General features: G+C 37.0%; 12 protein-coding genes. 9 read left to right on the top strand and 3 right to left on the bottom strand.

Going from position 1 to position 14,670, the window contains the following annotated elements; translation table 11 throughout:
• The first annotated feature begins 6 nt into the window (after nucleotides 1-6).
• The 4 genes from FD16_RS04225 to FD16_RS04210 all read left to right on the top strand — a co-directional run bounded on the left by FD16_RS04225 (nucleotide 7) and on the right by FD16_RS04210 (nucleotide 5,521).
• On the top strand, nucleotides 7-1,011 hold the full coding sequence (locus FD16_RS04225; RefSeq protein ID WP_010622358.1) for a nucleoid-associated protein: 1,005 nt from the start codon (nucleotides 7-9) through the stop codon (nucleotides 1,009-1,011).
• Nucleotides 1,012-1,076: 65 nt separating this feature from the next.
• Entirely contained in the window at nucleotides 1,077-2,471 is a 1,395-nt protein-coding gene (locus FD16_RS04220) for a class II fumarate hydratase (RefSeq protein ID WP_010622357.1), read from the top strand.
• A gap of 3 nt (nucleotides 2,472-2,474) precedes the next feature.
• Entirely contained in the window at nucleotides 2,475-3,869 is a 1,395-nt protein-coding gene (locus FD16_RS04215) for a flavocytochrome c (RefSeq protein WP_010622356.1), read from the top strand.
• Between the two features lie 314 nt (nucleotides 3,870-4,183).
• On the top strand, nucleotides 4,184-5,521 hold the full coding sequence (locus FD16_RS04210) for an FAD-dependent oxidoreductase (RefSeq protein ID WP_010622355.1): 1,338 nt from the start codon (nucleotides 4,184-4,186) through the stop codon (nucleotides 5,519-5,521).
• Nucleotides 5,522-5,581: 60 nt separating this feature from the next.
• On the opposite strand, the gene FD16_RS04205 is transcribed toward FD16_RS04210, so the two are convergent.
• Nucleotides 5,582-6,208 (bottom strand): EAL domain-containing protein, encoded by a 627-nt coding sequence (locus FD16_RS04205; RefSeq protein WP_010622354.1) that lies wholly within the window; start codon nucleotides 6,206-6,208, stop codon nucleotides 5,582-5,584.
• A 322-nt stretch (nucleotides 6,209-6,530) separates the two neighbouring features.
• On the opposite strand from FD16_RS04205, the gene FD16_RS04200 reads away from it, so the two are divergent.
• A complete protein-coding gene (locus tag FD16_RS04200) occupies nucleotides 6,531-7,016 on the top strand; it encodes a hypothetical protein (RefSeq protein WP_029508386.1) in 486 nt (161 codons plus the stop codon).
• Between the two features lie 110 nt (nucleotides 7,017-7,126).
• Here the strand turns inward: FD16_RS04200 and FD16_RS04195 are convergent, their stop codons facing one another.
• Nucleotides 7,127-7,591 (bottom strand): Fur family transcriptional regulator, encoded by a 465-nt coding sequence (locus FD16_RS04195; RefSeq protein WP_010622352.1) that lies wholly within the window; start codon nucleotides 7,589-7,591, stop codon nucleotides 7,127-7,129.
• 230 nt (nucleotides 7,592-7,821) lie between these two features.
• Between FD16_RS04195 and FD16_RS04190 the strand changes: the two genes are divergently transcribed.
• Complete coding sequence (locus FD16_RS04190; protein ID WP_010622351.1) at nucleotides 7,822-8,508, top strand: VIT1/CCC1 transporter family protein; 687 nt, start codon at nucleotides 7,822-7,824, stop codon at nucleotides 8,506-8,508.
• A gap of 23 nt (nucleotides 8,509-8,531) precedes the next feature.
• Complete coding sequence (locus FD16_RS04185) at nucleotides 8,532-9,251, top strand: VIT1/CCC1 transporter family protein (protein ID WP_010622350.1); 720 nt, start codon at nucleotides 8,532-8,534, stop codon at nucleotides 9,249-9,251.
• 55 nt (nucleotides 9,252-9,306) lie between these two features.
• Here the strand turns inward: FD16_RS04185 and FD16_RS04180 are convergent, their stop codons facing one another.
• The gene (locus FD16_RS04180) at nucleotides 9,307-12,120 is read right to left on the bottom strand and encodes a YfhO family protein (RefSeq protein WP_076625578.1); all 2,814 of its coding nucleotides are present in this window, start codon (nucleotides 12,118-12,120) and stop codon (nucleotides 9,307-9,309) included.
• Between the two features lie 172 nt (nucleotides 12,121-12,292).
• On the opposite strand from FD16_RS04180, the gene FD16_RS04175 reads away from it, so the two are divergent.
• Together FD16_RS04175 and FD16_RS04170 are read left to right on the top strand one after the other, a co-directional pair.
• Complete coding sequence (locus FD16_RS04175) at nucleotides 12,293-13,459, top strand: DUF998 domain-containing protein (protein WP_010622348.1); 1,167 nt, start codon at nucleotides 12,293-12,295, stop codon at nucleotides 13,457-13,459.
• Nucleotides 13,460-13,504: 45 nt separating this feature from the next.
• Nucleotides 13,505-14,617 carry an AI-2E family transporter gene (locus FD16_RS04170; protein ID WP_029508383.1) on the top strand — a complete coding sequence of 371 codons (1,113 nt, stop codon included), beginning with the start codon at nucleotides 13,505-13,507 and terminating at the stop codon, nucleotides 14,615-14,617.
• The last annotated feature ends 53 nt before the right edge of the window (nucleotides 14,618-14,670 follow it).

Here is a 14,670-nt window from a genome sequence, read left to right as displayed (position 1 = left end):
TTATTAATGGATATATATCTGAAACAAGCAGTTTTACATGTTATTGACCGTAGTTTTGGTGATCCGATCTATTCTCAAGTAAGGTTGGATCTTGAAAACATCAATACGCGAGAATATCTAACTAATAAAATTAAGAAGATTACATCAGCTCAAACAAAGACGGGAGTGATTAGAGAAGATTCTGTCATTGGAGGCTTGATTAAACAATTAAACACTGATTTTGAAAATACTAGTAGTGATATTGTAAGAAAATGGTATGAAGTATACTCTCAGAGCGAAGATGCTCCCAGCGCAGACATATTTATTGTGACGTTTGAAAAAGATGCTCAGTTGTACATGGCATTTTTAAAAATAAATTATCACCAACAATTTACGCATATGGTTGGTGATGAAGATGGTAAAGTATTTAATGACTTGATGATACATCAGTCAATTTTATCGGGAAAAACACAAAAGGCTGATGAGGCTTTTAGTGTTAATGTGGACAATCTTGCATTTGAGCTGATCGAAAAAAAATACAATTTTTCTGGTGAAAAAATCGACTATCTATCTTCAAAAGTGATTGATAGTGAGCCGATTGCATCATTAGAAGACAGTGTTAAAACTGTAAAGAAAGTGGCTGAAAAGGTTGGTAAGAAGTATGAACTACCAAAATTTGAAGTTACTAATCAAGTCAAGGATGCTATTAGTACAACAATTGATAATGATGGATTAATAGACACAGAGGCTGTGGCGGCCACAGTTTTTAAGGATAATCACGTCGCGCAAACCGAGTTCCATGATCAGATAGTTGAAAAGGTTAGTGCTACACGTATTCCGGTGTCTAATGACATTCAAACAATTGCTAAGAAAAAATATGGCAAACAAAAACTGAAGCTTTCAAACGGTATTGAAATGTCGATTCCGTTAGAAGTTTATCAGGATCCCAACCTTATCGAGTTTATTAATAATCCAGATGGTACAATTTCTGTGAGCATTAAAAATGTTGAGGAAGTGATTAGTCGTTTATAAAATAATGTTGAATGTGATTGATCATTAAACTAAGATTAGAGAAAAGAACTGAAAGGCGGATTACAATGGAAGATTATCGTGTTGAAGAGGATACTTTAGGGCCCGTCAAAATACCAAAGGATGCGTTGTGGGGACCGCAAACGCAACGTAGTCACCAAAATTTTAGGGCTGGCGAACCGATGCCGTTGTCTCTTATTAAAACGTTACTTCAATTAAAAAGAGCTGCTGCAGTTGCTAATCGAAAATTAAATAATATTGAAAGTAATAAGGCAGATTTAATCATTAAGGCTGTCGATTCGTTACTTAGTGAAAGTGATGAAGTCATGCGTCAACAATTTCCATTGGTCGTTTATCAAACCGGATCAGGAACTCAAACGAACATGAATGTGAATGAAGTTATTAGTCATGTTGCTAATAATATTGATGCTAACGTAGAGATTTTACCCAATGATCACGTTAATAAAGGGCAAAGTTCTAATGATATTTTTCCAACGGCGATGAATATTACCGCTGCTCTAGCAATTACAAAACTACAAAAGGCGCTCAAACATTTAATTGCCGAGCTTAAACAAAAGCAAGATGAGTATTGGAGAGTTGTTAAAATTGGCCGAACTCATTTGCAAGATGCAACGCCATTAACATTTGGTCAAGAAGTTAGTGGATGGGTGGGAGCACTCAACAACGATTATGAGTATCTAAAACAACTAAAACCGACTCTTTATGATCTTGCCATTGGTGGAACAGCGGTCGGAACAGGATTAAATGCTGTTCCAAAATTTAAAGAGAACATTGCTAAGCAAATTAGTGATCTTTATGAAATGCCATTTTCGGCCAATAATAATAAATTTACGGGACTTGCCAACCATTCAGGCTTGAACGTTGTCCATGGAGGCTTGAAGACGTTGGCTAGTGATCTGATGAAAATCGCTAACGATGTTAGGTTTTTAGGCAGTGGCCCACGTGCTGGTTACAATGAATTAAATATTCCTGCAAATGAGCCCGGTTCTTCAATTATGCCGGGCAAGGTTAATCCAACGCAGGCTGAGGCAATTACGATGGCAGCCGCTAAAGTAATGGGGAATGATGTGACAATCAGCATTGCGGCTAGCCAAGGAAACTTTGAAATGAACGTTTATAAGCCGGTAATTATTAGTTCATTTTTGGAATCCACTGATTTGCTGACGGAAACTATGATTGGTTTTGCGGACCGAATGATTGACGGCTTAACAGTTAACAGAGATCGAATGCAGGAACTTGTGAATCATTCATTGATGACGGTGACGGCTCTATCTCCTCATATTGGATATCACCAAAGTGCGGAGATTGCGCAAGATGCTCAAAAGAACAATACGTCACTGAAACAAGCGGCTATGAAGTCTGGATTGGTCACTAGTGATCAATTTGATGAGTGGGTTGACCCAATTAAAATGACGAATATTGATCGTACCGAGGAGGAATAGGTAATGGCAGAAAAATTTATATTTGAACCAAACGATATTAGTCAACTTGAAGATCATTATGACGTTGTGATCATTGGTTCAGGGGCTACAGGATTGACTAGTGCGCTCCAGGCCTATGAGCTAGGACTATCTCCCGTAGTGTTAGAAAAAATGGATCGAATTGGTGGTAATTCGACTCGTGCTTCATCTGGCATGAATGCAGCTGAGACAAGTGTGCAACTTGAACATCACATTATCGACAGCATGGATAATTTCTATGACGAAACATTTGAAGGTGGTGGCAAACAAAATAATCCAGCTATGCTACGTTACTTTACCCAACATGGTGCATTAGCCATTGACTGGTTGGCAGAACACGGAATTATTTTAGATGATTTGACGATCACTGGGGGAATGAAAACGAAAAGAACCCATCGTCCCAGTTCAATGGCCCCAATTGGTGCATTTTTAATTAATGAACTGCTCAAACAAATTGATAAAACATCAATTCCGCTATTTACTGGCATTAAAGTAGATCACTTGGTTAAGGATGCTAACAGAATTACCGGTGTAAGAGCCAGCAAACAAGATCAGCAGTTTAATATTGATAGTGATGCTGTCATTTTGGCGACTGGTGGATTTGGTGCTAATTCCAACTTGATTACGAAATATCGACCAGATTTAGCCGGTTACAATACCACTAATCAACCTGGTGCAACTGGTGACGGAATAACATTAGCAACTGAGGCAGGAGCGAAACTTGTTGACATGGATCAGGTTCAGGTACACCCAACTGTTCAGCAAGACACTGACCATGTTTATTTGATTGGCGAAGCTGTTCGTGGTGAAGGAGCCATACTTGTAAATAATCAGGGACAACGATTTGTTGACGAGTTAGACACACGAAAAAATGTGACTGCCGCCATTGATAATTTAGGTGGCACTGGTGCTTATCTGATTTTTGACCAGGCTATCAGAGATCGTGTTAAGGCAATCGAATTCTATGATCATGTTGGTTTAGTTACGTCTGCAGCTTCAATTACCGAATTAGCAGATCAAATTGGTGTTTCATCGGATAATTTAAATCAAACACAAGTGAAATGGAATCAAGATGTTGCTCGTAATACAGATAGTTTGTATGGACGGCAAACTGGCATGCGTGCGATTGAAGAAGGGCCTTTCTTTGCAATTCATGTTTCACCGGCGATTCACTACACAATGGGTGGTATCAATGTAACAGCTGAGACTGAAGTGATAGATAATGATGAAAAAATCATTGGTGGATTATTTGCCGCTGGTGAAGTTTCGGGAGGGCTTCATGGCAATAATCGAATCGGTGGTAACTCAATCGCTGAAACAGTTGTGTTTGGACGTCAAGCAGGACAGCAAGTGTACAAGTATATTGCTGGACTGAAGTAGATAATTAAATTTTGGTTTTTAATGGAAGTTGAAATAAAAATTCAACTTCTTTTTTTATGTGATAAATAATACAAAATGGCGGAGTTAGATAACACGCGGTGGCCATTTTTAAACGAAATAAGCTATTAATTTATCATATGATAATAGTAGAATATGCTAAACATCGGTGATATAGCGCAAATATAATTTAATGTGAAATTAATATCAAAAAAATACTTTTAATTGTCGATAACCTCTTTCATTTAAAATAAGATGCGGTAAAATAAAATTGTAATCGGTTTCAATAATACTTTAGTGAAGGAAGAGTGAATAGAATGAAAGTTATTATTGTAGGATGTACACATGCGGGAACGGCAGCTGCTAATCAAATATTGGCTGCTCATCCAGAGACAGAAGTTACCATTTATGAGAGAAATGATAATTTATCGTTTCTTTCTTGTGGAATAGCCTTGTATCTTGGCGGAGAAGTAAAGGATCCTCAGGGATTATTTTATTCAAGTCCGGAGACACTTGCTAAGCTAGGTGCTGAAGTTCACATGCAACATGATGTAACTGAGATTGATTCGGAGAATAAAGAAATTAAAGTTACGGATCTGGTAACTGGTGAAAAAAAGACGGATTCATATGATAAATTAATCGTCACAACGGGATCGTGGCCAGTTATTCCACCTATCGAAGGTATCAATGGGGATCACGTATATCTTTGCAAAAATTATGATCATGCAAAAAAACTTTTCGAAAATGCAAAGAAATCGAAGAAAATTGTTGTTATCGGCGGTGGCTATATCGGAGTAGAACTTGTTGAGGCATACAACAAACAGCATCATGATGTTACGCTTGTTGACGGACTACCAAGAATGTTAAGTAAGTATTTTGATGAAGAATATACGAATCGGTTGGCAAAAACATTTGAAGACAATGGAGTGAATATCCAGTTGGATCAGATGGTCACGGGGTTTAAGGATACAGGAAACGGAGTTACTGTTGAAACAAATCGTGGATCATACGATGCAGATATGGCAATTTTATGTATTGGTTTTCGTCCAAATACAAAACTATTCGAAGGTATTGTTGACATGAACAAGGACGGCTCAATTAAAACAAATGATTATATGCAGACTTCGAATCCTGACATATATGGTGCTGGTGATTCAGTTGCCGTTCACTATAATCCAACTAAAAAAGATGCCTATATTCCTTTAGCAACGAACGCTGTACGGCAAGGAACGTTAGCAGGAATTAATATTTTTGCTCCAACGATAAAATACATGGGAACTCAGTCATCCTCAGGATTAAAGTTGTATGGTAAGACGCTCGTTTCCTCAGGAATGACCCTTGAACATGCAAAGTCAGAGGGATTTGATGCCGATTCAGTCACGGTAGAGGATAATTATCGGCCTGAATTTATGCCATCGACAACGCCAATTCTAATGACACTAGTATGGGATAAGGCAACTCGAAAGATTCTTGGTGCACAATTCATGAGTGATTATGATGTTTCTCAGTCTGCTAATACAATTTCTGTATGTATTCAAAATGAAAACACAATTGACTTTTTAGCATTTGTTGATATGCTATTCCAACCACAATTTGATCGCCCATTCAATTATTTGAATATTTTAGCGCAAGCTGCAGTTGCAAAGTCGAATTAGATAGGTAGATTCAAAAAAGAGGTCACGGATTAATTTAATCCGTGACCTCTTTAAGCTGGCTCACATACTTAGTTCATGGCCTAAGCCGTAATATGTTCCTTGCCTAAATGGAATTGTAAAATTATATAAAATGTTATTTTCTTCTCTAGTTGATACGTTATAAACGATATAGCGTAAGTGCTTTTTTCTGGTTACTATTTGCCAGAATTTAATTAATTGAGGATTTGTATCCTTGTGAATCATAAATTTTATTTCACGAGTTTGTTCAAGCAGTGGCATTAAAACGTGCAAATTAGTAATTTGATCTGCCCCGTCGATGCTAATTTGAATACCATGCTGTCTGTAGTTTTCGGCCTGTGCTACAAGAGCATTAATTTGGCGGTTGATAGATTTGTTGGTGGTTAATTCGACTCTAAGGTAAAGTGGAAAAATTTGATGTTGTAGGCTAATCAATGCGTCAGAAATTAATGGATCAATAAATTGATTTTGTGAACAATTAATAGAAACTGATGGTAACTTGGTTCTAAAATCTGGTCCAATGGAGCGTACCAGATTTAATAAAATTTCTCGATTAACATTTTTGCATTTCTTCCAACGATTATCTTTATTCTTGAAGACTATTAATTCACTGCTTGTTAGGGAATTTTTAGAAGTATTTAACTGTGGTTGATCAAAAAAACGGTACACAACAATTCCTCCAAGTTTTGTTGATTTGGCCATCTGGAAAGTACAGATTGATCGTATAATACTTTTTGGGAAAAAGGTACCGCTTACATGACAATTTTATAGAAATCTCGAATATTGTGGACTGAAGTAACAAAAAGTGAGATTTAGTGAATTATTTTTCAAATTTATTGGAAATAAACCCGTAAGTACATTATATTTCAATCATAGCACTGGATAAGAAAAAGATCATTTAACAAACGGGGACGGCTTTTACGCGCTAAGGATCTAAGAGGGGATGTTTTAATATGTTACAAGGAGTAGAAAAAACGAACGTCGGACAAAGTTGAAGAAGTATCGAGGCATTTTATTAGCGAAGATATCTAATAATGTTTTGATGCACGATAATTTAACGGTTGACCCACATAATCCCGGAGATCACAGGGACACTTGTGAGGCATGTGAAGAATATCTTGAAGATAAGAAGCAGTTCGATATGGTAGGTAAACTGCTTGATTTGGATGATGATGCCGCAAATGGTACAAGCGACCAGGTTCAAAAACACTATTTCTATGTTGTAACAGATTTAAACAGTAACAGCTACGTGGTTCGTGCCTATAATAAAGAACATGCGGTTGAACTGCTTGGATTTAGCTGGGATGATGATTTGGCTAAACGTCCAGAGCAGGTTTCACGCAAAGAAGCGATGGCACTCGTTGCTAAATATGATGGTAAAGAAAAAGAAAAGACTACGACACAATACTTTAGAGATCATGATTATTATGTTGGCACTGTTGCAAGCAGCTTGAAAGCAACGGTACTTGCTGATTAATAATGGCGAAAGCATAGAATGATTATTCTAATGTGTTTGTCAGCTAATATTGAAATAAAATAAAAAAGATCCGCCACAAATGCTAAAAGCAATCGTGGCGGATCTTTTTGCTATTCAGGATGTCTGATTCTTAACTTTAATTGGCATTCGGGACACAAACCATAGACTTCAACATGATTACCAGAAATCATGTAGCCAGATTGTGCCGCAGCCTTTGATTCCAACTCTTTTTCCATGTCGTGAAAACCTTCATACGCAATATCAGTAATTTTGCCACAGTTAGTGCAAATAGCATGATAGTGATGATTCTCAAAGTAATCATAGTGAGTGCTACCGTCACCATTTTGTAATTCAATAACTATTCCGTGGTCAACGAACGTATTTAAAGTATTGTATATAGTTGCTGGTCCTAAATTTGGTAATTCTTTATTCAGACCCTCACGAATCATTTCAACAGACGGATGATTATGATGGCTTGCTAAGTAGGCCAAAATGATATGCCGCTGTGCTGTAATTCTTAAATGATTCTTTTTAAGCACTTGTCGAGTTTGTTCAATTACATCATTTGAAGCCACAAGCAATCTTCCTTTCGTTTTGTAACTAATTTATTATACCAATTAAACCATATTTTTCAAATCATTACCACTATTCGGCTTTCTTTGCGATTTAGAATTGTTCTAATTAAATGATTTTAGTTGAACATGAGATTGATATTAGAAATGGTTGTATATACTTTACTTTTTAATCACAACAAATTATAATCATAGTTGTTCTAGATGAGAATAATTCTAAAGAAGGTGACAAAATGAAGAATTCAAAGCGTAATGTGAGCCTGGCTGCTAGAATAAATGTTATTCGTGCCAGTGTTATGGGAGCCAACGATGGTATCGTTTCGGTCGCCGGAATAGTTATTGGGGTCGCGGGAGCACATGCTTCATCTTATGCAATTTTTTTAGCAGGATTTGCAGGGATGCTAGCTGGCACTATTTCAATGGCGATGGGTGAATGGGTTTCAGTCAGCACACAAAGAGATTCGGAAAAAAGAGCAGTTATTCGTGAACAGGCAGCTTTGAAAGAAAATTATGCGGGCGAATTCAATTTTATTAAGAATAAATACCAAAAAACGGGGATATCTTCTGAACTTGCGCATAAGGCGACGCAAGAAATGTTATCTAAGGATCCTTTAAGTGTTGCCACTCGTGAAAGGTATGGATTTAACCCAAAGGAACAAACAAGTGCAATTGCTGCTGCAATTGCATCGATGATCTCGTTTCCCATTGGTTCATTACTGCCGTTGATTGCAATTACTTCAATTAATATTTCGTATCGGATCATAGCAACTGTGGGGGCTGTGACGGTTGCGTTATTGATTACTGGTGGTGCGGCTGCTGTTTTAGGAAATGCCAATAAGGGTAAAGCTATGCTAAGAAACGTAGTATCCGGCCTATTAACAATGCTGATTACTTATTTAATTGGGTCTGTGTTTGCGTAGAAAGTTAAAGGGAATTGATAGATATGGAATCAAAGAAATTACGGCCAGTTGGCCAATCGCTTAAGGCACGCAAAACCAAAATGACAATGGCTGAGCGTTCTAATACTCTTCGTGCAGGAGTGTTAGGCGCCAATGATGGAATTTTAACGGTTGTTGGTGTCCTGTTTTCTGTGGCAGTTGCAACAACGAACCAATTTACAATTATGATTGCTGGATTGTCAGATCTTTTAGCATGTGCATTTTCGATGGCTTCAGGAGAGTATGCATCCGTGAGCTCTCAGAAAGATACTGAAAAATCTGCCGTTGCCACTGAGGAAAAATTATTAAAAACTAATTTTGAAGCTGAACAAAAAATTGTGGCAGAGTATTATGTTGAGCGTGGTGTATCACATAAAACTGCAGAAGATATTGCTACTGAACTGATGAAAAAAGATGCACTTGGAACGATCGTTAGAATCAAGTATGATCTTGAACTTGGACATTATATGAGCCCATGGAATGCGGCGTTTTCGTCATTGATATCTGCTGCATCAGGTGGTATTTTTCCATTAGTAGCGATGACAATGCTTCCAGTATCTATACAGTGGCCTGGGACAATTATTGCAGTTATTTTATCAGTTGCATTGACGGGATATTTAAGTGCCAAACTTGGCGATGGATTGACTAAAACCGCAATTATTAGGAATGTGATTGTCGGCATTATCACAATGTGTATTCACTATTACGTTGGTACCAAACTCTAAAAAAAGTGGTCTTCACTTAACGAATCTAGACGTTAAATGAATGCCACTTTTTAGTTTACAGGAACCTTTCAACAATCAGTATAAGTCCGATGATAATTATGCCAAAGATTGAAGCAAAAACTCCCATTGTTAAGAGAGGGGTTCGATAGATTAACTTAATATTATTTTTGCCCTTATGAACAGGGATGCCAATAAAACCTTTGTTAACTTTTGGTAATGCACTCTTACTTCCAGCAAGATGCCAGCCTTTTGAATAGGGGATAGTTGTTGCTAAAATGTCAGATTTGCTTGATGTGTATTTAGCCGTGACACCATTTTTAGTCATCGTAATATCCTTAGCGGCTTTATCCTTAGCAATCGTTTTATCGACACTTTTACCAGTTGGAACTGCCCATAGTGTGATGTCGAAAGATGTTTTGCCAGAAGTCGGCAATGACAAGGAGATTGAGTTGTTGTCCTCATCTGTTGAAGTGATAGTACCAAGATTCAGAGTAGTTGAAGAACGTGGTGTGTAGAACGATAAATCGTTGATACCAGTTTGATTAAACGTATTCGAGACACCATCATAGTTTAAACCAATGTCAAACTCACCGGTAGTCGCTGCATAACTCATAACATTTTTTCTCAACCAGCTGAAGTTATACAAAGTTGGATTATACCTTAAGTCTGTTTCTTGACCAGCCATCATAATTTCTTCATTATGATTTTCAATATAGTAATCAAGAGCTTTTTTATGTCGCTCACTAAATGATCCAGCTGAATACCTGATATTTGTCAGTTGTGCATGCAACTCATAACCTTTAATTGACTTATTCGTAGGCCAAGTAATTGTGGTAGGTGTCAGTTTCGTTGTTGGTGTTGATACAGAAATGTGCTGAGTTTTGGTTAATTTATCAGCGTTAGTCGGTAATAAGTTAGTTTTGATTTGAACAACTTTACTTAACAATGAAGTATCTGGATTAGATGATTTTTTATTTGTGACCAAATTTGAAAGCAGTGCGGTTTCTTTTTGTGATGTCGACAAAGAATTAAACTGTGCCGTATTCAAAGTTCCAGCAGCCTTATAAATTAATGGAACCGTTGAGTTTGCAACGTATTCGGTTTGGCTGTTAATTTGGCGTCCAGTTGCTTCATAACCATTTGGAACTGATTCATCATCATTCAGAAACAGTCGACTTACACCAAGATAACGAAGCATTAATGACCTGAAGTCAGCAGTATTGGTAGTGTCATTAGGATTACTAGTATTATTCTCCAATGAAGAATTTAATTCGTTTAAGCTACTATTTTGAAGCGACCAATAACTGTTAATATTTTTGGTCTCGGCAAGTATCGGTAAGTTGTCTGCTGGCGATTTGCCTGTGTAGGTTCTTAGCTGACCATCAACTAATGTCCTGTGTGTATCATTTTTACTTATTTGTTTGTAAGCCTTCTGAGTATTTGTTAACTGGTGGGCTGTTTGGCTTGAAATTAATGTTGATGTTGTCGATGACATCTGGTTTGTGTGTCTGTCACGCATCATAATAACGGCATTTAGGCCAGTAACAAGAATCAATGAAGTAGCGAGGATAGATGTTTTAAAACGGAGATTCTGATTTGAATTTACAATTGCAAAGATTAATAAGGTGGCAAAATAGATGACCATGACACTGCCAAGATCATACGTAAATTTGAATTTATTTCCTGCAAACAAACTGAATGTCACGATGATACCAACCACTGTCCACCAAATGAAATCATGGCTAGTCAGCTCTCGTAGGTGATTTAACATAAAGATGACTGTAAAAGCGATCGGCATCATTAGGAGAAATGTCCATCGGTTTGATGGCGAAGAGCCGCCATTCATTAAAGCAGCCAAAATTGGTGACAGAAGAATGATGAATCCGGTCAGAAGGGTAATGTTAATAATTTTGTATTTTTTAAAGCGTCTTATCGACCAAGTAATGCCAATTAAACCAATCGCTAAAAATCCACCAGTCACCCAGTACGGTCTCGCATAATCGCTAAGGGACAAACCGGGTAGTGTAAAGTAGTAGGACAGAGGATACCAGGTCATGCCATTAGCCAATTTTGACGAGGAACGGGTTGATACAGTTAACTGATAAAAGGAAGGTAGAAAGAGTACTGCACTGGTTAGAGCACCAGCAGCAACACTAATAATAACTTTAATGATTTTTGTTAATTTAAATAAATTTCGATCAACAGAAACAAAAATAACCCAATAAATGGCAACCCCAAGCCCCATTATTGCCCCAAGATAGAAGTTATTAAACAGTGCCCAGGCAGTCATTATACTGAGCATGCCATACTTATCACTTATCATTGCTCTGTGAAGCCCATATATGAGTAACGGCATGATAATTAATGGATTTAGAAAGAATGGGTGTGCGAAAGTTACATATGAAGCGTAGCCGGAATACATGTATACGAAACTGGCAACTAGGATAGTCCATTGTTTATTCGTACGGATTAGATGTTTAGCAGCAAAAATAAACGATAGTCCAGCTAAAAATAACCTCACAACAATCATTATCGAGTAATAGGCAGCCATTTGTGATTCATGGAATAAAATTGAAGGATACGTAAAAATATCACCCATCACATAATAGGAAAATGTTTGAATTGTATCTTGACCAAGGCCTAGATTCCAGTCCCACTGAGCCCAGATGTGATGGTGCAATATTAATCCTCGTAACATTCGACGCCAATAAATTAATGCAGGATAATGCTGGGTAATTCCATCAGAATTCCAAATTAATGTTGATCCTGTTAGCGGGACGACCGCAAAAATTATGCATGCACAAACTAAAAAACAGCATATGTATTGAAGGTAGATATTTGATCTAAATTTTCCCCATAGGTTAACCATGACTTATTAAATCCTTACGTTGAATTAATTGTGAAACAATCAATGATTATTGTAACATGTGATAGGCGACAGCTGAGCTTGCAAACAAAAAATAAACGATAATTAAACTTTGCTCACAGTAGCTAAATTTGGATATAATAGGATTATTAAATCCTTGGGGGACAATTCAATAATGACAAACAAAGATTTAACTATTAGTCTGCCTGATGAAATGGTTAAACAACTTAAATTAAATGATGGCGATACGTTGAACGCCGTTTTAAAAAATGATAGTCTAATTATTCAAGAAAGCGATAGTAATGAGCCTTCATCATTGATGAAGTTTTTGTGGTCATTGCTACCCGCGCTTTTTAGCAGCGTAATGTTTCTACTATATTTTGGAACAAGAAATCAGACTCAGATTAAATTTGGCGGTGGGTATTCAATTGCCAGCAGTATCATTATCTTGGGTGTCATCGTTGGCATGATTCTTTTTGGCATTTTTTTCGTTCAAGCACGACAACATTCCACCAATAGAATGTTAAAAAATATTTATTGGCGAAACTTTCCAACAATTATTGTTTCGATTGCTCTGATTTTACTTTTGGTTTTATTAGGGATTTTTTGGGTGTTTGGAATCATATTCCCTGATATTTCATTTGATTTAGTAACGGCGACCGGCATCGTACTGATATTTTGTTTTTTCATTTATTACATTATGATCGAGGCTGCTTCTAGAATATCTCCGCTTAGTTTAACAACTGTGTTTGCTGGTGTGATTATGATTGGTGTCATTATCTCAATGGCATCTAATGGTAATCGACATTGGTGGGAGCATAATTTGAGCTTTTTAGGAACGAATTTAGCTAAAAATTCTTGGCAATTTAATCTGACATTGATTTTTTCTGCTTTAATTATGATCGTTCTCATTGATTATTTATTTGTGTCGTTGAGGCCTTATTTTCGCGGGAAACGGCTAATGACGTTGAGAGTATTACTAACTATGACGGCAGTTTGTCTTGGAGCAATAGGCGTATTTACAAATGATAAACAGTTTCACTTCATTCACGATCAAATTGCAACCACTTTATCATACTTGGTTCTGCTGATGATTGTTGGAATTAGGTGGATGTTACCAAAGATTACGAGGGAATTTTTAGGATTCTCTTACATAATTGGTGGAATTCTTGTGGCAGTTTCAATTGCTTTTAAGCCAATTGGATATCTATCGTTAACCGGGTATGAACTTCTAGCGTTTATTAGTGTATTTGGCTGGGTACTGATCCTATTTCAACAGCTACAGGCGCTTACACAGCCCGAGGGACTAAAATTTACTGTCCATGTATCAACCAAGAACTAAATTTGATATCATAAGGCAGGCGTAGATGAATTGTGGGGTCTGAAATTGAGTATATCTAGAAAACAAATAATTAAATATGCAATTGCGATTGTGGCAATTGCCGCATTGTTAATATATCCAAAGCAGTTGTTAGACTTTTGTACCAGTGTAATTAGTATTGTGTTGCCGATAATATTTGGGGGAGCTCTCGCATACGTGCTTAACTTATTGTGTTCTCGAATTGAAAAGTGGTACTTTCCCAAATCAACAAAAAAAATTGTATTGGCAACCAAACGTCCGGTTTCAATACTTTTAACGTTAATTATAGTGTTACTAGTTCTTTCTGGCGTATTACGGCTAGTATTGCCCCAGTTCGTGACTGCATTGACTGAGTTTTTCACTTCGGTACCTAAAGTTGTCAGTAATGTAATCTCGTGGGTTCAAAATACTGACCAATTTCCATTGATTCAACATCGGTTAAGTACATCTAATATAGATTGGACAAGTATTCAATCAAAGGTGATGAAATACTTTACAACTGGCGTTGGTGGGGTGCTGGGTTCAACTGTTACAATCTTTACTAAAGTTACAAGCGGTGTTGTTAACTTTGTGTTGGCGTTTACCTTTGCAATTTATATTATGAGTTCTAAGGAGAAGTTAGGACGTAATATTAAACGAGTTGAACGTGCGTTTATGAACGAAAAGCACATTAAGAAAATTGATTATATTTTGAAAACCACCAATCAATGTTTCTCAAGCTTTATTATTGGTCAAGTTACAGAAGCCTTTGTGTTGGGAACGTTGTGTATAGTGGGTATGCTCATATTTAGATTTCCATACGCCGTTTCAATTGGTGCATTTGTTGGAATGATGGCATTAATACCAATCTTTGGTGCGTGGATCGGTGCAACAGTTGGTTTCTTACTGATTGTTGTGGATTCCCCAATTAAGGCAATTTTATTTATTGTATTTATTCTTGTCTTACAACAAATTGAAGGCAATTTGATATATCCTCGCGTTGTCGGTACGTCAATTGGACTACCAGGTATTTGGGTACTTGCCGCAATTACTATTGGTAGCGGTGTTAGTGGTATTTTGGGGATGCTTTTGGGTGTACCAATTGTGGCCACTCTTTACAGATTATTGAGAAATGCGACAAATGAACGTTTACGAGAATAAAATGAGAAGCAATGCCATGAATTTTAAGGTTCTACAATATTTGGTACTGATAG

This window comes from Paucilactobacillus suebicus DSM 5007 = KCTC 3549 (genome assembly GCF_001434475.1).
In the GTDB taxonomy this organism is placed as follows: Bacteria; Bacillota; Bacilli; order Lactobacillales; family Lactobacillaceae; genus Paucilactobacillus; species Paucilactobacillus suebicus.
The sequence above is the reverse complement of the archived record's forward strand: the minus strand, read 5'-3'. Positions and strand labels throughout refer to the sequence as shown.